This window comes from Cellulomonas sp. NPDC089187 (assembly GCF_040685135.1).
In the GTDB taxonomy this organism is placed as follows: domain Bacteria; phylum Actinomycetota; class Actinomycetes; order Actinomycetales; family Cellulomonadaceae; genus Cellulomonas.
In genome coordinates, this window is record NZ_JBFBHI010000006.1 from 1 (window position 1) to 26935 (window position 26935).

11 protein-coding genes are annotated in these 26935 nt (G+C 69.5%); all 11 read right to left on the bottom strand.

The features are described 5' to 3' along the window. On the bottom strand, window positions 1-4587 hold a 4587-nt coding region (locus tag AB0N78_RS14475), incomplete at its 3' end, for a tandem-95 repeat protein (RefSeq protein ID WP_363391706.1). Window positions 4588-4834: 247 nt separating this feature from the next. Beyond that, window positions 4835-6220: an RNA polymerase sigma factor gene (locus AB0N78_RS14480; RefSeq protein WP_363391709.1), complete on the bottom strand. Its 1386-nt coding sequence runs from the start codon at window positions 6218-6220 to the stop codon at window positions 4835-4837. 53 nt (window positions 6221-6273) lie between these two features. Beyond that, window positions 6274-11808, bottom strand: coding sequence for a tandem-95 repeat protein (locus AB0N78_RS14485; protein ID WP_363391711.1), 5535 nt, complete (start codon window positions 11806-11808; stop codon window positions 6274-6276). Between the two features lie 286 nt (window positions 11809-12094). After that, window positions 12095-13381: a sigma-70 family RNA polymerase sigma factor gene (locus AB0N78_RS14490; protein WP_363391714.1), complete on the bottom strand. Its 1287-nt coding sequence runs from the start codon at window positions 13379-13381 to the stop codon at window positions 12095-12097. Between the two features lie 66 nt (window positions 13382-13447). Beyond that, complete coding sequence (locus tag AB0N78_RS14495; RefSeq protein ID WP_363391717.1) at window positions 13448-19510, bottom strand: Ig-like domain-containing protein; 6063 nt, start codon at window positions 19508-19510, stop codon at window positions 13448-13450. A 392-nt stretch (window positions 19511-19902) separates the two neighbouring features. Then, window positions 19903-21192: a sigma-70 family RNA polymerase sigma factor gene (locus AB0N78_RS14500; RefSeq protein WP_363391720.1), complete on the bottom strand. Its 1290-nt coding sequence runs from the start codon at window positions 21190-21192 to the stop codon at window positions 19903-19905. Window positions 21193-21255: 63 nt separating this feature from the next. After that, a complete protein-coding gene (locus AB0N78_RS14505; protein WP_363391723.1) occupies window positions 21256-21741 on the bottom strand; it encodes an Ig-like domain-containing protein in 486 nt (161 codons plus the stop codon). After that, entirely contained in the window at window positions 21711-22826 is a 1116-nt protein-coding gene (locus AB0N78_RS14510; protein ID WP_363391726.1) for a hypothetical protein, read from the bottom strand. Before AB0N78_RS14510 ends, AB0N78_RS14505 begins: the two co-directional genes overlap by 31 nt. Next, the gene (locus AB0N78_RS14515; protein ID WP_363391729.1) at window positions 22823-23647 is read right to left on the bottom strand and encodes a hypothetical protein; all 825 of its coding nucleotides are present in this window, start codon (window positions 23645-23647) and stop codon (window positions 22823-22825) included. Before AB0N78_RS14515 ends, AB0N78_RS14510 begins: the two co-directional genes overlap by 4 nt. A gap of 317 nt (window positions 23648-23964) precedes the next feature. Continuing rightward, window positions 23965-25296: a sigma-70 family RNA polymerase sigma factor gene (locus AB0N78_RS14520; RefSeq protein ID WP_363391732.1), complete on the bottom strand. Its 1332-nt coding sequence runs from the start codon at window positions 25294-25296 to the stop codon at window positions 23965-23967. Between the two features lie 97 nt (window positions 25297-25393). Further along, the coding region (locus tag AB0N78_RS14525; RefSeq protein ID WP_363391735.1) for an Ig-like domain-containing protein at window positions 25394-26935 on the bottom strand (1542 nt) is incomplete at its 5' end.

A 26935-nucleotide genomic window follows, 5' to 3' on the forward strand; every position in this document is an offset into this window, starting at 1 on the left:
GGCGTCGACGACCTCGATGGTCACGGTGACCTCGACGGTCTGACCGACCGAGTCGGTCCAGGTCAACACGACCTGATCGTTTCCGACGAACCCGGCATCCGGGGTGTACGTCAGCACACCCTCGTCCACCGTGGCCGTACCGTCCGCACCCTGGGTGGTCACCGCCAACGTCAGGCCGTCACCGGTGGCCAATGCCCCCAGATCCACCGACACCGCCGTGTCCAGCCCGGTTCGCAGCGCAGCACCCTGACCAGTCGGCCGGGCGATCACCGTGATGGTGACATTCGCCGTGGCCGTCGCACCGGACAGATCGGTCACCGTGTACGTGAACGTATCCGTCCCCGCGAACCCAGCAGCCGGGGTGTAGACGACCTGACCGCCCGTCATGACGACCGCACCATTCGCGCCCTGGGTCACCGCCGTGATCACACCGCCGGTCGCCACGTCGTTATCGAGCACGTCCACGGTGACCGCGGTCTCCTCACCCGTACGGGCCGAGTCCGCGGTCAGCGCGATCACGTCCACCACGATCACAGTCACCGTGGCGGTGTCGCTCTGGCCCACCGAGTCGGTCACCGTGTAGGTGAAGGTGTCCGTGCCGGTGAAACCGGCCTGCGGGGTGTAGACGATCCCGGTGCCGGAGACCTCGGCGGTGCCGTGGGTCGGGTCACCAGCCACCGCGAGGGTGCCGGTGCCGACGAAGGGGTCGTTGTCGGTCACCGCGATGGTCACCGGGGCGATATTCGTCGTCGACGCCGTGTCGTCGGCGAGCTCGGGCGCGCGGAGCACGACGACCGTGATCGTCGCCGTCGCGGTCTTCCCCATCGAGTCGGTCACCGTGTACGTGAAGGTGTCCTGCCCGGAGAAGCCATCGGCCGGGGTATACGTCACCACCGATCCGGAGACCGAGGTGGCGGCGGCAGTGGTGCTGATCGTCGCCGCATCACCGGTGAACAGATCGGACAGGTCGATCGCGGTGGGCTCCTGGCCGATGGTCACCGTGGAGTCCGAGGCGGTCGGCAACGGAACCACGGTCACCGTCACGGTGGCGGTGGCGGACTGCCGGGCCTTGTCGGTCACGGTGTAGGTGAAAGTCACCGTGCCCGCGGTCGTCCCGACGTAGTGCAGCTGGTCGCCGACCAGGGTGACGCTGCCCGAGGTGGGCTCACCCACCGCGGTGATCGTCGCCGACGGGTCGTAGCTGTCGTTGTCCAGCACGTCCAGGACCAAAGTGTCCCCCACGGACACGCGACCGGAGTCGTCGGTCAGGTCGGGCTCCGGGATCGCCGGGACGTAGCCGAGATCCAGATCAGTGACGCTCTCCGCCACGGCGGTGGGCACCGGGTTGGTCATGGTCTGCCCGACGCTGAGCCCGGCCAGCGAGGCGGCGGTGCCGACCACAGACACCGTCCACGAGCCCGGGGCCAGGCCGTCGATCCGGTACGAGCCGTCAGCAGCGGTGGTGGCCTGTGCCGCGTCCTGGGCCGTGACCGTGATGTCGTCGCCCGCTCCGCCGTCATCCACACCGTCCGCACCGAAGGTGTACCCGGTGGCCTGCACGGTCACGCCTGACAGGCCGGACTCGCCGGAGTCACGGGTCCAGGAGTAGTCGTCGTCCTGGTAGACGGTGCCGGACAGCGACACCGCCCCCGAGTCCAGATCGACCAGCGCCACATCCTCCAACGGCTGGGCGAGCAGCTCGACCTTGCCGGAGAGGGTGTTGGCGACCGCGCCGTCCTGCGGCATCGAGCCCGGAGTGACGGTGATCCAGGCCTCGCCGATCATGCCCGGGTCGACATCGCCCGTGACGAAGCGCAGCGCCGTCGTGGTGGCCGGCGGGTTCAGCCCCGCGGGCAGATCCACCCAGCTGACCCCAGTGTCCCCGGAACGGTCCGTGGCGACTGCGGCGGCGACCGAGGCGGAGGCCTGAGTCGTGTACTGCGTCTGCACCGCCATATCGGCCCGCACCGACACCGCATCCACGGTCAGGCCGGACAGCCCGGTGGTGCCACGTCCGTCACCGTCATAAGGCAGCACGTCGACGAGCTTGGCCACACCGGCGGTGGCATCCAGGCCGTTCATCCACATCACCGCGTAGGTCAACGGGACACCGGGCACCGCGTAGGACACGGTGGCGGTCTTGGTGGCGGTGAAGGCCGCAGGAGAGTTGATGATCAGATCGGCCGAGGCGGTGCGGTACACCGCAGCCCGCGGGTCGGAGGTCGAGTTGACCACCGCGTTCACGGTCACGGTGCTCGGCATCTGGATCCGGGTGCCGACCGCCACCTGGAAGCTCATCGGTGTGGCCGGGGTGGCCGAACTGACGTCCGGGAACGGGAAGGTGTAGGTGGTGCTGCCGTTCGCGTTCTCCACAACAGAGGTCGGTGCCTGATCCGCGGGCCAGGAGTCCTGCACCGCCGAGACGCTGGCGGGCAGGGTGACCTCCACCGAGACCCCACTGGCCACGACGGCGGTGCTGGTCCGGGCAGTGACGGCAGGCTGGACGCTCACGGTCCGGAGCACACCGGGGTCGGAGCTGGCGACATCCCAACTCACGTTCACGCTGGTCTCGGCGGCAGCCGCCAGGGCGCGCGCACCCAGGGCGTGGGTGGCTGAGGTCGGGTTGTAGGTGGACCGAGCCAACGGGAAACCATCGGCCCAGTACTGGAAGAACACCGGCAGCGGCGTGCCGACCTCCAACACCTTGGCGGTCCGGGTCAACGCGACCGCGCTGTAGGGGCTGTCATTGCCCACCGGGGTGAAGACATAGCGCACCGCGTTCGCGGCCCCGCCCGCAGTGGCCGTGGGGTCGGTGCTCCACGCCGAGTCGCCGTCGCCGACCGCACCGCAGTCCGCAGCCTTGCGCTCAGCGTCGGTGCTGACGTCCAGGTGGGCGTACTCGACCAGAGTGGTCGTCGCCGTGCGGGTGCTGACCGGACCGGCGGACATCGTGGTCTCGTCCCAGACACCGCAGACGCTCAGGCCAGTGACCAGGTCGGAGCTGGACGACTTCACCTCCAGGTATCCGCCGAACCGCAAGGTCTGCCCGGGGAACATCGGAGCGGATCCACCCGACACCGAGGTCGCACCCTCGGGAATCGGGGTCAGCCACTCCAGTTTGCCGGTCTCGGCATACACCCGGCCCATCCCCGCTCCGACCGACGATCCGACGGTGAAGGTCCAGGAGCCGCCGTTGACACCGGACTGCACCGCAGCGCCCGGCTCCTGCCCCGGTGCGAAGCCGGTGCCGTAGTTGGACTGCCCGGACAGTGAGTCCGGGTCGAAGCCGGAGGTCTGCATCGTCAGGGTCCGGGTCTCCGGGTAGTCGGCCGACGGCATCCACACCGTGATCTGACCGGAGGCAACGTAGGCCCGGCTGGCGTTGAGCTTGCCCACCGGCGTCTCGGTCGGGTAAGTCCGCGCGTCGGTGATCGCATTCTTGATCGTCACGGTGATCGGCTGACCCGGTGCGGACTGGGCGCAGGTCCAGGTTCCCGCGTCCGGCACGGAGTTCACCGCGGTGTAGGTCGTGCCGTTGATCTTGGTGCCGAGGTTGAGATTGCCGAGGGCGGCACCGCAGAAGTTCCCGATCTCGTAGCGGTCACCCATGCTGGACGCGTCGACGGTGAAGCTGAACTCGTTGGACAGCCCTTCGATCCCGCGGATGCCGCGGTTGCTGTCGATGGGCTGATACAGGTTGACGAACAGGTTGGCGCGCAGACCGTCGACGCCGTTCTGCTGGAAGAACCCGGGCACGCCGATGGTGGTCTCCATGTTGGTGCGCGGTGCTGCAGAGACGGTGACCGAGGCCGGCGCGGAGTCCGCAGCGCCAGCGCTGGTCAGCACCGTGGACATCTCCTGGCCGTTGGCGCCGTAGTCCACCATGGCGCGCACCTGATAGGTGGAGGCACCGGTGGGCTGGTTCTCGCGGGTGCAGGTCAGCGTCCGGCCGTCCGTGGAGACTGCCGCCTCCTTCTCGGCGCAGGCGATGACCGACTCGCTGACCACCCAGGACATCCCCTCGGGCAGGGTCTGAACCAGGGTGATGTCACCGGCGGTGGCCACCGACCAGCCCCAGCGGTAGACCACCGAGTCGTGGGTGCGGACGATGCCGTTGGTCTCGGAGGAGTCATTGCCCGCGGAGTCGTCGGCGTCCCAGGTGCCGTCGTTGTTCGGGGTTCCATCGCGCAGCACGGACAGCGCGAGTCCGGTGGCGGTGCCGACCGAACCCGCCGCCGGCGCCACACCGGTGGTGCTCGCGGCGGCAGCCTCCCCGACCGGCTCGGAGTCCGGGGACCCCTCCTCGGGCTCAGCGCTCTCGGGCTGGGGGTCCTCAGCGACCGGGGTAGCCTCGGGCGCAGCACCGTCCGAGTCGGGCTCCGCCGCAGACGCCGGGTCTGCGTTCGGCGTGCTGACGGGCTCAGAGGCCGTCGTCGGCTGCGGCTCGACCGGCTCGGTGGCCGTGGTCAGGGCGACGGCCGGTGTCGCCAGGCCGATGCCGACCAGGAGGGTGGCGGTCAGGGTTGCCACCAGCTTCCGGCCGGGGAGGGCGCGCGGCCCTCGCCTGTTCGCGCTGAGGTTCGTCATCAGTTGGACTCTCTGCTTCGTCATGGCCGTCCACTCCCGACACGGCACGTGTACTGCCCCCAGTTACTGGGGACTCGGGTGCAGACCGAGTTGTCCTGGGTTATGACCAGAAATAGACGTGATCCTGGTCACAATCGAGTGGACTCATGACAACCGTCGCCGACGAAATCGCCCACCGAGGGCGTTTCGCGCCCCCATGAGTACCGGCAACGGAGCCGCTGGGTGCTCTCCGATCCGATCCGAGGACTCAGCCGCGTTCGACCCGGAGGGCGGGGAGGCGGGCCGTGCGAGCGTCAGTGACCCGCAGCGTGAGCTGTCCGGAGATGGTCTGGCCGTCACCGACCGGACCCAAGCGGGGACACACCAGCGTGCCGCCCCAGGTGGAACAGAACGCGTACGGCTCCTCGATCTCCACCCCGGGAGCGGAGGTCACCGTCAGCGTCAGGGTGCGCGCATCGCTGCCCGTCGCCTCGATCTGGAACGGCACGACCACGACGTCGCCGTCCTGGTGTCCGGACAGTGACGCCCCGGGCAGCCACTCGACCCGGGCATCCGACGGCCGCGGGGAGGCGGCGGTGGAGGCCTGCCCCACACTGGTCCCCGCGACACCGGCGGACGATGTCGGGGCCTCGCTCGCGATCTGCCCGGGCATCAGGACGACGGTCAGCAGCACGGCGGTCCCGGCTGCCGCCAGAGAGGTCCACACCAGACCGCGGCGGGTCCAGCCGACCAGCAGCCGCCGCGGATCGGCGACGGTGCGGCGGAACCAGGCCGGCAGCAGGGCGAGCCAGCCCAGGGCGGCGGCCCGCCACGACGGTGCCTGGCGTTGACCGAGATCGACCAGGTCCACCCGACGTCGGCAGGCGGAGCACTCGGTCAGATGTGCGGTGACCCGGCGACGCAGCCGGGGTCCGTGGTTCCCCGTGATCTGCCGGGCGATCTCGAGCGCGCTGGGGTGCTCCCCGGGAGCATCCACGGGGAGGACATGCGCGCCGACCCAGCCGTCGAACAGCTCCCGGCGCGCCAGGTGCAACCGGCGCCCGAGGTAGCCGACGGTCATCCCCAATTCGGCCGCCGCCTCCCGGTAGGACATCCCCCGCAACTCGACCAGCTCGATCACCCGACGGTTTCTCGGGGACAGCAGCGTGAAGGCCTGCCGGGCGGCGGCGTCATCGCTGCGTTCCAGCACCACCTCTTCCGGGGAGTCCACCGCCAGGTCCTCCTGGCGCAGCCGGTCCGGCTCAGTGAGCAGCAGAGACAGCTCCTCCGCGGGGATGCTGCGGGCGGCATCCGCGCGCACGTGACCGGACTGCCGCCGCATCACAGTGCGCAGGTAGCCGCGCACGCCACCCACCGGCCCCCCGCCCCGGCGCAGCGTGGACAACAGGGAGGCGAACGTCTCGGAGACGATGTCCTCGGCGGAATCCGGCCCGATCATCCGGGTCGCGGTGCGGGTCGCCCAGTCCACATGCCGCCGATACAGCTCCGCGAAGGCCGATTCATCGCCCTGCCGAACCCGCACGCACAGGGCCAGATCAGCTGCGGCCTCGGCCTCCTGTGAGAGCGACCCACCGGTGGCGTGGGACCACGCCCCGGGCCCCTTGCCCTCCGCCGACCGGATGGGGGTGGGCACGGCGACGGCCGCCCTGTCCGGAACAGGGCGGCCGCGTCGTGTCACGTGTGCGGTCACCGGCGACGCCGACGGACCGCGTAGAGCAGCCACCCACCGCCGAGCACCGCGATCGCCGCGAGCACGGCCAGCGGCAGCCCCTCGGAGCCGGTCCAGGCGAGCACGCCCGAACGCGGGGTCGTGGTGGTCACGGTGGTGCTGCTGGGGCTCGGCGTCGGCTCCGTCGGCGGCAGCACCGGCTCCGGGTCGACCGTCACTGTGACTGTGGCGGTGGCGACCTGACCGAGGTCGTCGACGTAGGTCACCGTGAAGGTGTCGACTCCGGAGAAGCCATCGGCGGGGGTGTAGGTCACCGTGCCGTCCGCACCCAGCACCACGGTGCCGTGCGCGCCGTCGGTCACCTCGCTGACCACCACCGCACTGCCGGTAGCCCCGGCCAGCGCGTCCACCGTGACGGCGGTGCCGTACGGCGTCCGGGCGGTCAGGTCGGTGACGGTCAGCGCGATCACGGTGACCGTCACCGTGCCGGTGGCCGTCTGACCGAAGGTGTCCACCACGTCGTAGGTGAAGGTCGCCTCACCGGTGAAGTTCACCGCCGGGGTGAAGGTGATCGTGCCGTCCGGGTGCAGCAGCACCTCACCGGCGGCAGTGGCGCCGACCCCGATGACCGTGGACGGGGCGAGCAACGCATCGGTCTGCGGGGCCTGTGCCAGCGGGTCCAGGACCACGGCCATCTCGACACCGGTGCGGGCGGTCAGCTCCGGCGGCATCGGGGCGGCGTACACCGCGACGATCACCCGCGCGGTGGCGGTCTGACCGACCGAATCGGTGATCGTGTAGCTCACCGAGTCCGGACCCGAGTACCCCGCGTTCGGGGTGTAGACCACCGTGTCGCCCACCACCTCAGCGGTGCCGAACATCGGCGTGCCGACCGCGGTGAGAGTGACCGCGTCGCCCTGGTCGTTGCCGAGCACGCTGACGGTGACCGGGGCGGACACCAGGGTGTCGACCTGGTCGTCATTGGCGACCGGGGCGTCCACGACCTCGACGTCCAGGATCACGGTGACGGTCTGGCCGACCGAGTCGGTCCAGGTCAGCTCGACCTGATCCATGCCCACGTACCCGGCATCCGGGGTGTAGGTCACCGTGCCACCGGAGATCGTCGCGGTCCCGTGCGCAGCGTCTCCACTGACCGCCAGGGTCAGGGCATCACCGGTGGACACCATCTCGACCGACACCGGGGTGTCCAGACCCGTGCGAACCGAGGCGTCCTCACCGGTCGGGCGAGCGACCACGGTCACGGTCACATTCGCCGTCGCGGACTGACCGGCCGCGTCGGTGATCGTGTACGTGAAGGTGTCCGTGCCGGAGAAGTCCGCAGCCGGGGTGTACGTGATCACACCGTCCGTGCCGACCACGATGGTCCCGTTCACCGGGTCCGTGGTCCCAGTGATGCCACCGTTCGTCACCACATCGTTGTCCAACACCGGGATCTCGACGGCCGTCTCCATACCCGTGCAAGCAGTGTCGACCGTCGCGGTGACCGCTTCCACCACGATCACCGTCACCGTTGCGGTGTCGGACTGCCCGGCGACATCGGTCACCGAGTAGGTGAAGGTGTCCGTGCCGGTCCAGCCCTCCTCGGGCGTGTAGACGACATCCGCGCCGTCCAGCACCGCCGTGCCGTGCGACGGACCGGTCACCACCACGAGCGTGCCGGTGCCGACAAAGGCGTCATTCGCCGTCACCTCGACGCTCACCGGGGTGTCCGTCAGCGTCGAGGTCGCGTCATCCGATAGGTCCGGGGCCTGCAACACCACCACCGTGATGGTCGCCGTGGCGGTCTTCCCCATCGAGTCGGTCACCGTGTACGTGAAAGTGTCCTGCCCGGCGAAGCCATCGGCCGGGGTGTACGTCACCGTCACACCGGAGACCGAGGTGGTCGCCGCGGTGGTGCTGATGGTCGCGGCGTCACCGGTGAACAGCCCGGCCAGGTCGATGGCCGTGGGCTCCTGACCGATCGTCACCGTCGAGTTCGCCGCCGTCGGCAGCGGGACGACCGTCACCGTGACGGTCGCCGTGCGGGACTGCCGCGCCTTGTCCGTGACCGTGTAGGTGAAGGTCACGTCCCCGGGGCCATCCGCGGCGGCGGTGTACCCGATGGTGGTGTCGCCCTCGGCCCAGGTCACCGACCCGGAGTCCGGAGTGGAGACCTCGGTGATCGCACCGGAGACATCGAAGGTGTCATTGGTCAGCACATCCACGGTGATCGAGTCACCAGCGGACACCCGCCGCTCGTCGTCGGTCAGCACCGGCGGGTCGATCGGGTCCATGTACCCGAAGTCAACCCCGGTGATCGCATCGGCCGGAGCCAAGGTGATCGGCTGCTCCGGCAGCTCCGCCGCATCCAGACCGGCCAATGCGGCCGAGGACGGATCCACGGCCAGCGTCCACTTACCCGGCGACAGACCATCCAGCACGTAGCTGCCATCCGCCTCCGTGGTCACCGACAGGTCGTCCGCGTCGGTCACCACGATGTCGTCCCCGGCACCACCCTCGTCGATCTGGTTCGCGCCAAAGGTGTACCCGGTCGCACGCACGGTCACATCACCCAGACCGGACTCCGCGCCATCCATCGCCCAGGAGTAGTCGTCATCCAGGTACACGGTCCCCGCGATCTGCGCCGCACCCGAGACCAGCTCCAGGCCCGCCGCACCCGACACCGGAGTGTCCAGACCCGTCACCAGACCCGACACGTCGTTCACGATGGAACCGTTCAGCGACAGCACGCCAGGGGTGACCTCGATGATCGCCTCACCACCGGTGCCGCCCACAATCTCCCCGGTCACGAACCGGACCGCAGTGACCCCTTCCGGCGTGCTGCCGTCGGTCGGCCAGGCCTGCCAGGTCACGCCCGTGTCCCCGGAGCGATCAGCCTGGACCGCCGCCATCACCGTGACCGAGTCCTCAGTGGTGTACTCGATGTCCACGGACATATCCGCCTCCACCGACACACCCGTCACCGTCAGACCATTCAGACCCTCAGTGCCACGCCCATCACCGTTATACGGCAGGACATCCACGATCTTGCCGGTGCCCGCGGAGCCCGGCAGACCGTTGTACCAACCAATGGTGTAGACCACCGGCACACCCGGAATCGCATGCGTCGCGGTTGCGCTCTTGGTGATCCCGAACGTCGCCGGCGGGTTGATCACGATGTCCCCGGTGCCGGTCCGGAAGGACACGGCGCGGGGGTCGCCATCGGACTCGATGACGGCGGTGGCCCGGATCGTGGCGGGCATGGTGATCGCCGTGGCGCTGGGCAGCCGAGCTTGGAAGGTCAGCGCCGGGGCCGCCTGGTTGGCGGGCAGATCACCGATCTCGAAGGTGGAGGTCACCGAGCCGTCGGCATTCGTCACCTGGCTGACCGGCGCATCACCGTTCCACGAGCCCGCGATCATCGGCGTCGTGCTGGGCAGGGTCACCCGCAGGGACGCGTTGGCCGCCACACTCGAGGCACCGGAGGCCACGGAGGCGCTGGGCTGCACGGTCACTGTGCGCACCAGGCCCGGGTCCGAGGTCGGCGCGTCCCAGGTGACTGCGACGGAGGTCTGCGCGTTGGCCGCCAACGCCCGGGCACCGAGCGAGGCACCGGTGTGCAGCTCCGGGATAAACCCCGAGCGGATCAGAGCGACGTCATCACCCCATACCTGGAAGAACACCGGGAGCACCGCCCCGGTGGTCAGCGTGTCCGTAGTCCGGGTCAGCGGCACCCCGAAGTACGGGGTCGCCTGGTTTGCCATCTCGATCCACTCCCAGCGGACGGCGTTCACCGGGCCGTCGGTCACACCCTCGATCGTGCTGGACCACGTGCTGTCGCCGTCCGCCACGGACCCGCAGTCCGCGGCCTTGCGCTCGGTGTCAGTGTTGGCATCCACGTGGCCGTATTCGACGGCGACCAGCTCAACACTCGAGTCGACCGGCCCGGCGGCGGACATCAGGTCCTCGTCCCATACCGCACACATGCTCAGCCCGGCGGCGGTCGGGGCGGTCGCCGAGCGCACACCGATGGAACCGCCGAACCGGAGAGTGTCACCGGGATACATCGGCGTATTCCCGTCGACCACCGAGGTGGCTCCAGGCGCGACGGGGGAACTCGACGTGATGGTGCCGGTGGCGGCATAGACCTTATTCGCCGCCAGTCCAACGGTCGAGGCCAGCGGGAAGGAGAAGCGGGCACCGTTGACATTCGGCACCAGCGCAGCGCCCGGCTCATGGTTCGGCGCGTAGCCATCACCGTAGTTCGACTGCCCGGTGGCCGACTCCGGGTCGAAGTTCACGAACTGCACCGACCGGTTCTCCACGCTGGTGTACTCATCACTCGGAATCCACAGCCGGATGAAGCCCAGACTGACCAACGCCTCGTCCGCGGCGGAGGCAGCGCCAGCCAAGTTGTGGGTCGGGTAGCTGCGTCCATCGGTGATCGCACCAGTCACGGTCACCGTGACCGGTTCCCCCGGCGCGGACTGGGTACATGTCCACTCCCCGCCGCCTGGCACAGAGTTCGCGGGCGTGTTACTCCCGCCGAAGCCATTACCCCACGTCCAGCCGTCGGGTCGACAGACGCTGGCGACCTGAGCACTCGCCCCGAGGCCGCTCACATCGATGTCAAAGCTGAAAGAGCTCCCCAGTCCCTCGATGCCACGGATACCACGGGCCGCGTCGACGGGCTGGTAAATCATGGGGTAGATGTCGACGCCGAAGCCGGACTGGCCTTGCCATTCGGTGTAGCCGAGCGGGGAGGAGGTCGCCCGGGTCATGAACCGCGGCGTCGCGGTCGCGGTAACCGTCGCGGGGGCGGAGTCGGCAGTGCCGGCCGAGGACAGCACCGTCGACAGCACCTGCTCGTTCACGGCGTAGTCCACCATCGCCCGGACCTGGTAGGTCGAGGCACCGGTCGAATCGTGCTGACGCACACAGGTCAACGTCCGACCATCCTCGGACACCCCGGAGCTTGAGGCAGCACACGCGGCCAGCGACTCGGCCTCGACCCAGCTCATCCCCTCCGGGAGCGTCTGGGTCAACGTCACATCACCAGCGGCCGCCACCGAGTAACCCCACAGGTACACCACCGAGTCGTGCGTACGCACGATCCCGTTGGTCGCCGACGAGTCGTTCCCGGGCTCATCGTCCGCATCCCAGGGGGCGGTGCCGTCCTGGGTCACCGCCAGCGTCAGACCCGATGCGGTGCCGACCGTCCCGGCTGCCCGGGTAGCGGCTCGGTCCACGGCGAAATCAGCGCTGGGCTCCCGCTCTGCGGCACCCGAGCGGCGTGTCGGGCCACCCTCCTCCGTCGGGGCAGCGCCGTCCGTCTCCGTCGAGGCAGCACTGTCCGCGCCCGCCGCCGAGGCGTCCACAGCCGCGAGGTCGCCCGCCGGAGCCTCGGCGGAGTCAACGGCGGTCACCGCGTCCTCGTCGCTGGCCGCCATGGCTGCGATCGGCAACGACCCGGTCAGCACCAGGAGTGCGGCGGTGGCGACCGCGGCCATCCGGCGAATGGTGCGCGATCGAGCGCGGGCGGTGACAGACATCAGGACTCCACAACGACGGTGCGGGCCAGGGGCAGGCCCGTTCGGTACCCATCACGTCGAGCCTTGAGCTCGGTTTGTGCACCTGTTGCGGCCCAGACATTCGTGATGTGCATCACACCCGCTACGTCAGCCGGGCCTGGCCATCCTGCGCAGCACAACAACACGGTCAGTACCGCTGCGCACCCCACCCGGGGAATCACCGAATCAGCCCGAGCAACCGAAGCCGCCCCTCTGGGTACGGCGAGCGACCGAACAGTGGGCCGACGAGGGCCAGGTGCCGAGCGGGTCAGCCCTCGACTGCGAGCGAGGGCAGGCTCGCCACCGTCGGATCGTCCACCCGCACCACCACCTGGCCGCGCAGCTCGTCACCGTCCCCCAGGGGACCGATCCAGGCGCACGTCAGTCGGGAACCGTCGAGACTGCAGGCTCGATAGTCCGAGGAGAGCGTCACCCCGGGCCCTGCGTCGACCACCAGGGTGACCGCGTCGGAGTGCTCACCCTCGGCATGGATGACAAAGGGCAGCGCGATCTGTTCCCCGGCCGCCACACCCGCCACGGACGCCCCTGGCTCCCATGCGGCAGAGACGGTTGCCGGAGCGGTGTTTGCAGGGGTCGGCGGCTGCGCGGAACTGACGGCAGCGGGCACCGGCCCGGTGGCACTACCGCTCGACGGAGCAGGTTCGGGCAACCCTGTGAGCAGGCCCACGGCGGCCACCAGACCAAGACCGGGGATCAGCAACTCCACCGGCGGACGACCGCCGATCAGCACTGCCTTGCCCTGAAGTCGACGCCCCTGAGTCCATAGGCGGTACCAGACCGGCAGGACAGTGAGCAGACCGACCGCGGAGGCGCGTCGTGCGGGGCGGCGCGCACGGGTGTCGACGTCGCCGATCCGCAGCCCGCAGCTCACGCAGGTCTCAAGATGGGTGCCGACCCGGCGGCGGATCCGGGCACCGGCCGTGCCGGTCAGGTAGCGGGCCAGGTCGAGGGCATGGGGGTGCTCCTCACCGGATCCAGGGATGTGCTGGGCCACCCACGCGTCGTAGAGCGCCTTGCGGGCGGTGAAGAGCATGTGCCCGAGGGTGGCGACCTGGACATCCAGTTCTTGGGCCGCTTGCTGGTAGCTCATGCCCTGCAACTCGATCAGCTCGATCACCCGCTGGTCCCGGGGACGGAGCTGGTGGAAGGCGGCCGAGGCGTCGGCACCGTCGACCGCGTCGAACACCACGTCCTCGACAGAGGCGGTGGGTACTTCGGAATCCACCAGATCAACCAGACCGCCGGTGTAGACCATGCGGTCGGTGGCCTCCAGGTGGCGGGAGATCTGCCGGCGCAGAGCGGTGGTCAGGTACGGGCCGATCGGACCCTCGGGGCCTTGACCGCTGCGCAGCGCGGACAGCACCGCGGCGAAGGTGTCGGCCACCACGTCATCGGCCTCTGCGGCACCCACCCGGCGCGCGGCGAGATCCCGGACCCAGCCGACGTGACGGCGGTAGAGCACCTCGAAGGCCGCCGTGTCGCCATCACGCACAACGGTGCACAACTGCGAATCGTCAAGCTGGGCGAGCGGCATCGCCGCGACCTCCGAGAGGGGAACGAGCGCCGCGGTCGACCCGGAGGGCCGACCGCGGCGGGTAGGTCAGTCGCTGGTGCTGAGGCGGCGTCGCCGCGTCCAGCGGACCAGCCACCACCCGGCGGTCAGGACCAGCACGGCCAGGAACACCATGCCGGAGGCCTGCTGACCGGTGATGGCCAGCACACCCGAACCGCGGGCGGGCGGTGCGCTGGCGCTGGGCTCCGGATCGGGCTCCGCGACGGTCGGCGGTGCGGGTGCCTCACCGACCGTGACGGTCACCGTCGCGGTCGCCACCTGGCCCAGGGAGTCGACCACCGTCACGGTGAAGGTGTCCGTGCCGGAGAAGCCCGCTGCCGGGGTGTAGGTCACCGTGCCGTCCTCGTTCAGCACCGCGGTGCCGTGCGACGGGACGCCGACCTCCTGCACCACGACCTCGTGCCCGCTGGCACCGGCCAGGACGTCCACGGTCACCGCGGACTCGTACCCGGTCTCGACGGTCAGGTCGTCCATGGTCACCTCGACCACCTGAACGGTGATCGTGGCGGTGGCGACCTGGCCGAGAGAGTCGGTGACCTCGTAGGTGAAGGTCGCCTCACCGGTGAAGCCCTCGGCCGGGACAAAGCTGATCGTCCCGTCCGGCAGCAGCTCGGTGGTGCCGGCCTCCGTGGTCCCCACCGCGGTCACCGACCACGGTGCCTGGATCACGCGCTCGACCGCCGGGCTGTCGGCGACCGGGTCGAACACCAGCTCCATCCCCAGACCGGTGACCCCGGTGAGGTCGGCCGGGCGCGGGGTGGTGTAGACCGCGATGGTGAAGGTGGCCTCGGCGGTCTGACCCACCGAGTCGGTCACCGTGTAGACCACGGTGTCCTTGCCGGAGAACTCCGGGGCCGGGGTGTAGGTGATCCGACCCTGGTCGTCGACGGTGGCGGTGCCGAACATCGGGGTGCTGACCGCGGTGACGGTGATCGCGTCACCCTGGTCGTTGTCCAGCACCGGCACCGTCACGGCGACGCCCATGGTGGTCTCGGCCAGGTCGTCGTTGGCGACCGGAGCGTCCACCACCTCGACGTCCAGGGTGACCGTGACGGTCTGGCCCACCGAGTCGGTCCAGGTCAGGGTGACCTGGTCGGTGCCGACGTAGCCCGCGTCGGGGGTGTAGGTCACCGTGCCGCCCGAGACCGTCGCCGTGCCGTGTGCACCGTCGGTCGCGACCGACAGCACCAGAGCGTCACCAGTGGACACCAGGTCCACCGACACCGCGGTGTCCAGACCGGTACGCACCGAGGCGTCCTCACCGGTCGGACGAGCCACCACCGTCACGGTCACGTTGGCCGTCGCGGACTGACCCGCGGCGTCGGTGATCGTGTAGGTGAAGGTGTCCGTGCCGGAGAAGTCCGCAGCCGGGGTGTACGTGATCACACCATCCGCGCCGACCACGATGGTCCCGTTCACCGGGTCCGTGGTCCCCGTGATGCCACCGTTCGTCACCACATCGTTGTCCAACACCGGAATGGCGACCGCGGTCTCCATACCCGTGCGAGCGGTGTCCACGGTCGCGGTGACCGCCTCCACCACCACGATGGTGACCGTCGCAGTCGAGGTCTGACCAGCCGGGTCAGTGAGGGTGTAGGACACGGTGTCCGTGCCCGTCCAGCCCGACGCCGGGGTGTAGACGATGCCGGCGTCGGTGACCGTGGCGGTCCCGTGCGTCGGGCCGGTGGAGATGGTCACGGTGGAGTCGTCGGTGTTCTGGTCGTTGACCAGCACCGGAACGGTCACAGCCGTGTCGACCAGGGTCCAGGTGCTGTCATCGGTGGCAGCCGGGGCCGCGTACACGGTCACGGTCACCGTGGCGGTCGCCGTGGTGCCCGCGTTGTCCTCGACGGTGTAGGTGAAGGTGTCGGTACCGATCCCAGTCGGGGTGTAGACCACCTTGCCGTCCACGATGCTCACCGAGCCGAGCGAACCCTGCGTGACACCGGTGATCACACCACCGGTCGCCACATCATTGGCCAGCACATCGATCGTGACGGCCGTGGCCTCACCGGTGACCGCCTCGTCATCGGTCAACGCGATCGGGTCCACCACGATCACCGTGACCGTCGCCGTGTCGGTCTGACCCGCGACGTCGGTCACCGAGTAGGTGAACGTGTCCGTCCCGGTCCAGCCCGCCTCCGGGGTGTACACGATGTCCGTACCGTCCAGCACAGCGGTGCCGTGGCCCGGGTCGGTCGCCACCTCCAGGGTGCCGGTGCCGACGAACGCGTCATTCGCGGTGACGTCGATGGTCACCGGGGTATCGGTCAGCGTCGAGGTGGCGTCATCCGACAGGTCAGGGGCCTGCAGGACAACCACGGTGATGGTCGCCGTGGCGGTCTTCCCCATCGAGTCGGTCACCGTGTAGGTGAAGGTGTCCTGGCCCGCGAAGTCCGCAGCCGGGGTGTAGGTCACGCTGGTGCCCGACACCGACGCGGCCGCCGAGGTCGTGCTGACCACCAGAGCGTCACCCGTGATCAGACCCGCCAGATCGATGGCCGTGGGCTCCTGACCGATCGTCACCGTCGAGTTCGCCGCCGTCGGCAGCGGGACGACCGTGACGGTCACCGTGGCGGTCCGGGACTGCCGGGCCTTGTCCGTCACTGTGTAGGTGAACGTGACATCGCCGGAGCCATCCGTGGCCGCGGTGTAGTCGATGGTGGTGTCACCCTCGGCCCAGGTCACCGTGCCCGAGTCCGGGGACGACACCTCCGTGATCGCACCGGAGACATCGAAGGTGTCATTGGTCAGCACATCGAGGGTGATCGTGTCACCGGCGGAGACCCGGGCGGTGTCGTTCACCAGGACCGGGGCATCGATCGGGTCCATGTACCCGAAGTCGACCCCCGTGATCCCATCAGCAGGGGCCAGGACGATCGGCTGCTCCGGCAGCTCGGCCGCATCCAGACCCGCCACGCCCGCCGACGACGGGTCGACCGCCAGCGTCCACTTGCCCGGCGACAGACCGTCCAGCGCATAGGTGCCATCGGCCTCGGTGGTCACCGACAGGTCGTCCGCCTCGGTCACGACGATGTCGTCCCCGGCACCGCTCTCATCGATCTGGTTCGCGCCGAAGGTGTACCCGGTCGCGCGCACGGTCACATCACCCAGACCGGACTCGGCTCCGTCCATCGCCCAGGAGTAGTCATCGTCCAGGTACACGGTCCCGGCGATCTGCGCGGCACCGGAGACCAACTCCAGACCCGCCGCACCCGAGACCGGAGTGTCCAGACCCGTCACCAGACCCGACACGTCGTTCACGATGGAACCGTTCAACGACAGGACACCCGGGGTGACCTCGATGATCGCCTCACCACCGGTCCCGCCGACGATCTCGCCGGTGAGGAACCGGACCGCGGCCACACCGCTCGGCACACTGCCGTCGGTCGGCCAGGCCTGCCAGGCAACCCCGGTATCACCGGAGCGATCGGCCTGGATCGCCGCCATCACCGTGGCCGAGTCCTCGGTGGTGTACTCGATGTCCACGGACATATCCGCCTCCACCGACACACCGGTCACCGTCAGGCCGTTCAGGCCCTCGGTGCCACGGCCGTCACCGTTGTACGGCAGAACGTCCACGATCTTGCCGGTCCCGGCCGAACCGGCCAGGCCGTTGTACCAACCGATGGTGTAGACCACCGGCACACCCGGAATCGCATACGTCGCGGTCGCGCTCTTGGTGATCCCGAACGTCGCCGGCGGGTTGATCACAATGCTCGAGCTGTCCGTCCGGTAGTCGGCCGTACGAGCGTCACCGTCGGACTCGATCACCGCGGATGCGGTGATCGTCGCCGGCATCGTGATGGCGGTAGCGCCCGGCAACCGCACCTGGAAGGTCAGCGGCGTTGCCACCTCATTCGCGGCTAGGTCACCCAACGGGAAGGTGTAGGTCACCGAACCATCGGCATTCGTCACCTGATCGGTCGGCGCGTCACCGCTCCACGACCCGGTGACCAGCTGCGTGTTGCCGGGCAGGGTCACCTGCGCCGAGGCGTTCTCCGCCACACCCGAGGCACCCACCGGCACCGTCACCGTGGGCTGCACGGTCACCGTACGCACCAGACCCGGGTCCGAAGTCGCCGCGTCCCAGCTGATGTCCACGGAGGTCTCGACGTTGGCCGCCAATGCCCGTGCCCGCAGCGTTGAGCCGTCGTAGGAACGCTGTCCACCCTCGGCCTGCGCGCTGAAGAAGACGTACAACGGGGTATTGAGGGCCAACGGCTTGTCGGTCCGGGTCAGGGTGACCCCCGAGTAGGGCGCGGTGTCATTGTGCACGTCGGTGAAGGTGTAGCGCACCGCGTTGACAGCGTCGGCTCCACCGGTCACGCCGTCCTTCGTGCTGGACCACCCGGCTGCCCCGTCGCCGGTGACACCGCAGTCGTAGACCCTGCGCTGCGCATCGGTGGTCAATCCGTCGATGTGCGCGTACTCGATGGCGGCGATGGGGACGTTCTGACCGATCGTTTCCCCACCGGTCATCGTGGTCTCGTCCCACACGCCGCAGACGTCGACCCGATCGAGCAGGCTGCCGTCGCTCGTCTTGTACTGGACGTAGCCACCGAATCGCAGCGTCTGCCCCGGCAGCATCGGGGCATTGCCCGAGGTGACCGTATCCGTGCCGTCCGGAACGGGGGTGAGCCAGCTGAGCGTTCCCGTGGGTGCGTAGACCCGGTTCATCCCGAAGCCGCTACTGGTGTCGAGTGAGATGGAGAGTTGGCCACCGTTGGTGTTGTTGATCAGCGCGGCACCGGGCTCGAACCCGGGGGCGTACCCGTCGCCGAAGTTCGACTGACCGGAGACCGACACCGGGTCGAAGTCCCTGAACTGGAAGCTCAGCGAACGCGGCTCGGTGTAGTCGGTCTGCGGCAACCAGAGGGACAACGTCGCGGCCGACACATAGGCGCGCGACCGGTCGAGGGTCTGGACCGAGGTGGCAGTCGGGTAGCTGCGCACGTCGGTGATCGCACCGGTGATCTTGACCGTGATGGGCTCACCCGGCGCGGACTGGCTACAGGTCCAGGTCCCCGCCTTCGGCACACCGTTGGTCGTGTTGTTGCCCGCGCTGGTCGTGTCCAGTCGGAGGTTCAGACCGCTGGGGTCCGCCTTGCACCAGGTCCCCACAGTGAAGTTGTCACCGAAGCCGGTGGTCTCGAGGGTGAAGGTGATCTCGTCGGCCAGAGCTTCCAGCCCGCGGGTGCCCTTCACCGGGTCGATCTGCTGGTACGGGTACACGTTGAGGTTGACCTGCTGACCTGCCACGCCGTTGCGCTCGGTGTAGCCAGCAGCCGCGGAGTTGAGGTGCATGCTCAGCCGGGGGGCGGCCGAGACCGTGACCGTGGCGGGGGCGGAGTCGGCGGTTCCCGCGGAGGACAGCATCGTCGAGAGCACCTGCTCGTTCGCGGCATAGTCCACCAGAGCGCGGACCTGATAGGTCGAGGCTCCGGTGGTCTCGTGCTCACGCACACAGGTCAGCGTCCGGCCGTCGTCGGAGACCCCGGAGTTCGGCGCGGAGCAGGCGGCCAGCGATTCGGCGGCAACCCAGGACATCCCCTCGGGCAGGGTCTGGGTCAACGTCACGTCACCGGCGGTCGCCACCGAATAGCCCCACAGGTACACCACCGAGTCGTGAGTACGCACGATCCCATTGGTGGCCGAGGAGTCGTTCCCGGGCTCATCATCCGCGTCCCAGGGGGCCGTGCCGTCCTGGGTCACCGTCAACTCCAGCCCGGAGGCCAGACCCACCGTGCCCGCGGCCGGGGCCGCCGCGGAGCGCTCGGTGGCAGCGGGGGCGTTCGACTCCGCGGCCGCAGCCTGGTTCTCGGTGCCGTCGACCGGGGCGCTGTCCGCAGCGTCGGCGTCAGCGGAGGTGCTCTCGGTGTCGGGGACGGTCGCCTCCTGTCCGGCGTCAGCGACTGTCGCATCCCCGGTCGGGTCCGCTGCCGAGTCGCCTGTCGTCGCGGTCGCCGAGGCCGCGGCCAGTGCACCGGTGGGGGCGATCCCACCCAACAGCATGACCAGCACGGCGACCATCACGATCCCGAGCTTCTCCCGCAGGGAGGGCCTTCCGCGCCCTCGCCCGACCGACATCCGACTGTCCCTCATGGGTGATCCGCCTACCTTGTTTCGCGACCGAGTGATGTCCCGGCGCTGCCCGATACGTGCACATGCCCCCCGTAGAAGAGGGACCGGCGCTAGAGGCAACCCGTAGACTTTTCTTCCACCGTTTTGCTGTGAGGTGCGTCACAGATGGCGGAACTCCCTCAAGCGTCAGGCGTGCAACCGTGCGGGCAGGGCGATTGCGGCAGATCTAGGCGGCGTGACGCCAGCGGCTGAGTACGCCCAGCCGGGCGGGAAGTGATCCGGCGAACTCCGCCGGGTGACCCGGGGTCGATGACCGGACTCCGGCCGTGGACATCGCTCTGACGGTCGCCCGGTCAATCGAGCCGGTGCTAAGGGGGCAGGCCGGTGAAGGGTGCCGATCAGCCCCGGGTGACGGACAGCGCGGGCAACTGTGCCACTGTCGGATCGTCCACCCGCACCACGATCTGACCGTGCAACTCGGCACCGTCCATGAGCGGGCCGATCCAATCGCAGGACAGGCGCGAACCGCTCAACGCGCAGGGCGAGTACGCCGGCACGATGCTCACCCCCGGCCCGGCCTCGACCACCAGCGTCACCGGATCGGAGCGGTCGCCCTCGGCGCGGATCACGAAGGGCAATGTGAGCTGCTCCCCCACCGCCGCACCAGCCACGGACACCCCGGGCTCCCATGCGGCGGACACGCTGGCCGGGGCGGCACTGGCCTGCGTCGGCGACGCCGAGGCGCTGACCGACGTGGGGGTGGAGGTGGACCCGGCGAGCGGGACGGCCGGTTCCGGCACCCCGGTGAGCAACCCGACCGCAGCGAGCAGGCCTACGCCGGGGATCAACAGCTCCACCGGCGGACGACCTCCGATCAGCAGGGTCTTGCCACGCACACTCCGGCCGTAGGTCCAGATCCGGTACCAGACGGGCAGCACCGCGAGCAGCCCCACCGCAGAGGCACGCCGAGCGGGACGGTGCGCCGGGGTGCCGAGCTCACCGATCCGCAGACCGCAGCTCGGACAGGTCTCCAGGTGACTACTGATCCGACGTCGAATGCGGGCCCCCGCCGTGCCGGTGACAAAGCGAGCCAGGTCCAGAGCATGCGGGTGGTCCTCGCCCGAGCCGGGGATGTGCTGGGCGACCCAGGCGTCGTAGAGCGCGCTGCGCGCAGTGAAGAGCATGTGACCGAGGGTGGCGACCGGGACATCCAGCACCTCAGCGGCCTGCTGGTAGCCCAGGCCCTCCAGCTCCACGAGCTCGAGCACACGTTGATCGCGCGGTCGCAGCTGAGCGAAGGCCGCCGAGGCATCCGCACCGTCGACGGACGCGAGCACAGCCTCCTCGACCGAGGGTCCCGTGGAGGTGGCATCGGACTCCAGCACGTCGATCAGGTCGCCGGTGTACACCGTTCGGTCGCTGGCCTTCAGGTGCCGAGAGATCCGCCGGCGTACCGCGGTGGTGAGGTAGGGCCCGATCGGCCCCTCCGGACCGCGCCCTCGGCGCAGGGCGGACAGCACCGCAGCGAAGGTGTCCGCCACGACGTCCTCGGCCTCGGCGGCACCGACCCGACGAGCCGCGACCTCCCGCACCCACCCGGAATGCCGTCGGTAGAGCACCTCGAAGGCTGCCGTGTCGCCGTCTCGCACGGCAGCGCACAGCTGCGAGTCGTCGAGCTGGGCGAGCATGATCGCCACAACCTCCAGGGGACGGGCACCGCGGCCGACCTCAAGGGCGGACCGCGGTGGGGGTCAGTCGGTGGAACGCTGGTGGCGTCGCCGCGACCAGCGCACCAGCCACCAGCCAGTGGTCACGACGGCGAAGGCGAGCAACGCCACCCCACCGGCCTGCTGTCCGGTGACCGCCAGCACACCCGAGGTCGGGTGCGCCGGGGGACCCGTAGTCGGGGTCGGCGTGGGCTCCTCCGAGCCGCCCGGTGGTTCCTGCCCGACCGTCACGGTCACCGTGGCTGTGGCCATCTGGCCGAGGTCATCGATGACGGTCACGGTGAAGCTGTCGGTGCCGGAGAAGCCCGCCGCCGGGGTGTAGGTCACGGTGGCGACCACGTTCAGCACCGCGGTGCCGTGCGACGGTTCCCCGACCTGCGACGCGGTAACCCCGTGGCCGGAGGCACCGCCCACGACGTCGACCGTCACAGCCGTCCCGTACCCGGTCTCCGCGGTCACATCGTCCACGGTGAGGGCGATCACCTGAACCGTGACCGTCGCGGTGGACACCTGAGGGACCGGGCGCGCAGAGTCGGGGAGTTGAAGCTCCGGGGCACGCCGTCCCCGCGCGACTGGAAGAAGACGTCGATCGGGGAGTTGGTGTTCAGAACCTTCGCGGTACGCGTCAGGGTCACCGCGGAGTACGGCGCGTTGTTGGTGTGCACATTGTTGAAGGTGTAACGCACAGCGTTCACCGCCCCCGCACCGCCGGTCACACCGTCCTGGGTGGTGGACCACCCAGCGGCCCCGTCGCCGGTGACGCCGCAGTCGTAGCTCGCGCGCTGGGCGTCTGTCGTGAGTCCGTCGATGTGGGCGTACTCGACGGCGACCAGCGGAACGTTCTGCTCCGTGACAGTGCCGCCGGTCATGGCGGTCTCGTCCCAGATGCCACAGATGTCGACCCGGTCCAGCAGGCTGCCGTCCGCGGTCTTGTACTGGACGAAGCCCCCGAACCGCAGAGTCTGCCCGGGGAACATGGGCGCGTTGCTCGAGGACACCGAGTCCGCGCCGTCCGGGACCGGCTCTGCCCAGGTCAGGGCACCCGTCGGGGCGTAGACCCGGTTCATCCCGAAGCTGCCGCCGGTGCTCAGCGAGTTCGTCAGCTCACCACCGTTGGTGTTCTTGATCAGTGCAGCACCGGGCTCGAACCCTGGGGCGTAGCCGTCACCGAAGTTCGACTGACCGGAGACCGACACCGGGTCGAAGTCCGTGAACTGGAAGGACATCGAGCGGGGCTCGGTGTAGTCGGTCTGTGGCAACCAGATCGATACCAGGGATGCCGACACATAGGCGCGCGACGGGTCGAGCACCGCGGTCGCGGTCGCGGTGGGGTAGCTGCGTGCATCGGTGATCGCACCGGTCATCGTGACGGTGCTCGGCTCACCCGGCGCGGACTGGGCGCAGGACCAGGTGCCCGCCTTCGGCACGCCGTTGGTGGTGTTGTTGCCGGTGCCCGTGGTGTCCGGACGAATCATCAGGCCGCCGGGATCTGTGGTGCACCGATTCCCGACCGTGAAGTTGTCACCGAAGCCGGTGGCCTCGATCTTGCAGCTCAACGGGTCGGCCAGCGCCTCCAGGCCACGGGTGCCCTTCACCGGTCGATCTGCTGATACGGGTAGATGTCCATCGTGATCATCTGGCCCGGGACACCGTCCAGCTTGGTGTACCCAGCCGATGCGTACGTGGTGTGCATGCTCAGCTTGGGAGCAGCCGAGACGGTCACCTCAGCGGGCGCGGAGTCGGCGGTGCCGGCGGAGGACAGCACGCTGGACAGCACCTGACCGTTGGCGGCGTAGTCGACGACGGCGCGCACCTGGTAGGTGGAGGCACCGGTGCCGGAGTGCGCGCGGATGCAGGTGAGAGTCCGTCCGTCGGCGGAGACGCTCGATTCCGGCGCCTTGCAGGCCGCCAGGGACTCGGCCTGCGCCCAGGACATTCCCTCGGGCAGCGTGTGCGTCAACGCCACCTCACCGGCGGTGGCCACCGAGTAGCCCCAGCGGTAGACCACCGAGTCGTGGGTGCGGACAATGCCGTTGGTCTCTGAGGAGTCATTGCCGGGCGCATCGTCGTCGTCCCATGGCGCAGTGCCGTCCCGCAGCACGGTCAGGGTCAGACCACTTGCACTGCCGACCGTTCCAGCGGCGGTTGCCACCCCCGCGACGGACTGTGCGGCAGGCGCTTCCGGACCATTTGCCTCCCCCTGATCGACCTCGGCACCGATCTCGTCGGTGGAATCGACGTCGGCCAGGGCGGCATCGACGTCCTCGACCGTCGCACTCGGCTGCGGGTCAGAGGTTCCCGTTGCCAGGGCGATCGCGGGTGAGAGCCCACCGAGCAGTGCGACCAGCACGGCGACCAGACCGATCCCGCACGCTTCCCGCACCGTGGACCGGCCTCGCTCGCGCCCGGACGACATCCGACTGTCCCTCATGGGCGATCCGCCTACCTTGATTCGCTACCCGGTGATCCCGGTTTTTCCCGACATGCGCGTACAGCTCGGAGAAGAGGGACCACCACGCCCGGGTGGCCATAGATCGTTCGCGGCAGCAAAATGTGTGATCTGCACCACGCGGCCGAGGACTGAGGACAGCGTCTCGACCCGATGGCCCGCGACAGGGCGAATTCGGCAGATCTAGGGTGCGTCGGGCAGCCGGATGAGTACGCGCACACCCGCATCACGCAACGCGACCCCCGGCCGCACGTGAGCCAGGCCGGGACAGGTGTGCGGCCGGATCAGCCCCGGGTGACGGACAACGCGGGCAGCTGTGCCACCGCCGGATCAGTGACCCGCACGGTGAGCTGCCCGGTAATCACCTGCCCGTCGGAGAACGGCCCCAGCCTCGGGCAGGTCAGCCCCGCAGCGTCGGTCCGGCAGAACGAGTAGGGCTGCACGATCTCCACGCCCGGCGTGGCCGCGATATGGAGCGTGGCCGGGCTGGTGTCCTCACCGGTCGCCCGCAGCGTGAAGGTCAGCGTGACCTCGTCCCCCGCAGCGCTGCCGGTCAGAGAGGAGCCGGAGGCCCATCCGACCTCGATGCCCACCGACCCGGGCAAAGGGGAGGCGAGCGTCGGGGCGGTCGATCCTGCGGCGACCTCGGCGGAGGTGTCCACCTGGGGACCGGCGGCCGGGGGCGCGGTGAAGGTGGTCAGCCCGGTCACCAAAGTGAAGGCCAACCCCAATCCGAAGAATTGCGGCCACCCCCACTGCACGCCGGCCAGGTGGCGGCCGTGCACGGTGCGCCGGAACCGAGCCCACCACAGCGGGATCAGGCCCAACCAGCCGAGCACGGCGGCCCGGCGGCGCGGCTGGGTCAACACCACGTCGACCAGCTCGGTCCGACGACGGCAATCCGCGCAGGTCGCTAGGTGGGCGGCAGTACGGGCACGACTGCGCGGCCGGGCAGATCCGATCAGCTGCTGGGCCAGCGCCAGGCGGTCAGGGTGGCTGCCCAGCCCGGTGGCCTCCGGGACGTGTTCGGCCACCCAGGCGTCGAAGAGCTCGTGCCGCGCGAGGTACAGCGCCCGACCGAAGGAACCCACCGACATGCCCAACTCGGCAGCGGCCTCGGCGTAGCTCTTGTCCTCGACGTCCACCAGCTCGATGGCGCGGCGGCTGCGCTCGGTCAAGCCTGCGAAGGCGCGAGCCACAGCGGCCTGGTCCGAGGCGGCAATCACGTGGTCCTCGGCGGAGGTGAGCACCTCGAGGTCGAGTTGCTCCTGCTCCGGCCCCTCGACGATCAGCAGGCTGAGACCGTCGCTGGGCACCACGTCGTCCGTCGGTGCCAGCAGCCGTCCGGCTTGGCGTCGCATCGCGGTGCGCAGATAGCCGCGCACGCCTCCGACCGGTCCCGACCCGCGCCGCAGCGCGGACAGCAGCGCGGCGAATGTCTCCGACACCAAGTCATCCGCGTTGTGTGGCCCGACCATGCCCACCGCCACCGTGCGCGCCCACGGCGCGTGCCGACGGTAGAGCGCATCGAAGGCCGCCCGGTCACCGCCGCGTGCGGCCATGCACAGGGCCAGGTCGTCGGCGACATCGGGGGCGATCTCGTGTTGGACGGTCACAGGGGGTTCCTCGAGCGAGGCGGGTCAGGGGTCGGAAGACGCCGAAGTCCGCCGGTGGCATCGGGAAGCCACCGGCGGACGTTCTGGGCGAGAGCGGTCACCGCATCTGGTCACCTACACGACGTCGACGAACCACCTGCACGGTGCGCGCGCCGATCAGCAGCAGACCCGCAGCCAGCAGCAGCACGCCGCTGACCTGGGCACCGGTGGTCGCGAGGACACCTGAACGGGGCTTCGCCTGACCGGTGGGCCCTGCCGTGGGCTCGGCGGACGGACCGTCACCCGGGCCGTCGACGACCGGCGCGGGCGCCACAGTGACGGTCACCGTGGCGGTGGCGACCTGGCCGAGCTCGTCGGTGACGGTCACCGTGAAGGTGTCCGTGCCGGAGAACCCGCCCGCCGGGGTGTAGGTCACCGTGCCGTCCTCGTTCACCACGGCCGTGCCGTGCGACGGGGTGCCGACCGAGGTGACGACCACGCCGGTCCCCGTCGCCGCATCCAGCACGTCCACGGTCACGGCAGTGCCGTAGTCGGTGCTGGCGGTGAGGTCGTCCAGCGTCACGGCCACCACGGTGACGGTGATCGTCGCCGTCGCGGTCTGCCCGAAGGTGTCCTGCACGTCGTAGGTGAAGGACGCCTCACCGGTGAACCCGGCCGCCGGGGTGAAGGTGATCGTGCCGTCGTCGTTCCACAGCACCTCACCGACCTCCGGATCTGTGGAGCTGACGCCGGTGATGGTCCACGGGGCCAGCAGCGCCTCGGAGTCCACCGTGGTGCCGGCCGGGTCGAACACCACGGCCATCTCGACACCGGTCAGGGCCGACAGCTCCGGCGGGATCGGTGCGGAGTAGACCGAGATGGTCAGCTCAGCGGTCACGGTCTGGCCGACCGAGTCGGTGATCGTGTAGACCACCGCATCCGGACCGGAGTACCCAGCCTGGGGGGTGTACTGCACTCGACCGTCGTCGGTGATGACCGCGGTGCCGAACATCGGCGTGGCCACCGAGGTCAGAGTGATCGCGTCGCCCTGGTCATTGGCCAGCACATCGACCGTGACCGGCGTGGACTCGAGGGTGTCGGCGTGGTCGTCATTGGCGACCGGCGCGTCCACCACCTCGACGTCCAGGGTGACCGTGACGGTCTGGCCCACCGAGTCGGTCCAGGTCAGGGTGACCTGGTCGGTGCCGACGTAGCCCGCGTCGGGGGTGTAGGTCACTGTGCCGCCCGAGACCGTCGCCGTGCCGTGCTCGCCGTCCGTGCTCACCGCGAGGGTCAGCGCGTCACCGGCGGCGACCATGTCGACCGACACCGGAGTGTCCAGCCCGGTCCGGACCGAGGCATCCTCACCGGTCGGGCGAGCCACCACCGTCACCGTCACATTCCCCGTGGCCGACTGACCCGCGGCGTCGGTGATCGTGTACGTGAAGGTGTCCGTGCCGGAGAAGTCAGCGTTCGGGGTGTAGGTGATCGTGCCGTCAGTGTTCACCGTGACCGTCCCGTTGGCCGGGTCGGTCGTGCCGGAGATCCCACCGTTGGTCACCACGTCGTTGTCCAACACCGGGATCTCCACCGCGGTCTCCATGCCCGTGCGGGCACTGTCGACAGTCGCGGTGACCGCCTCCACCACGATGATGGTGAC

Bases quoted from the DNA above. Each gene is read 5' to 3' on its own strand.
- AB0N78_RS14500 (WP_363391720.1), bottom strand. From the start codon at position 21,192: ATGCTCGCCCAGCTCGACGACTCGCAGCTGTGCGCTGCCGTGCGAGAC.
- AB0N78_RS14515 (WP_363391729.1), bottom strand. From the start codon at position 23,647: ATGTCGTCCGGGCGCGAGCGAGGCCGGTCCACGGTGCGGGAAGCGTGC.
- AB0N78_RS14485 (WP_363391711.1), bottom strand. From the start codon at position 11,808: ATGTCTGTCACCGCCCGCGCTCGATCGCGCACCATTCGCCGGATGGCC.
- AB0N78_RS14490 (WP_363391714.1), bottom strand. From the start codon at position 13,381: ATGCCGCTCGCCCAGCTTGACGATTCGCAGTTGTGCACCGTTGTGCGT.
- AB0N78_RS14495 (WP_363391717.1), bottom strand. From the start codon at position 19,510: ATGTCGGTCGGGCGAGGGCGCGGAAGGCCCTCCCTGCGGGAGAAGCTC.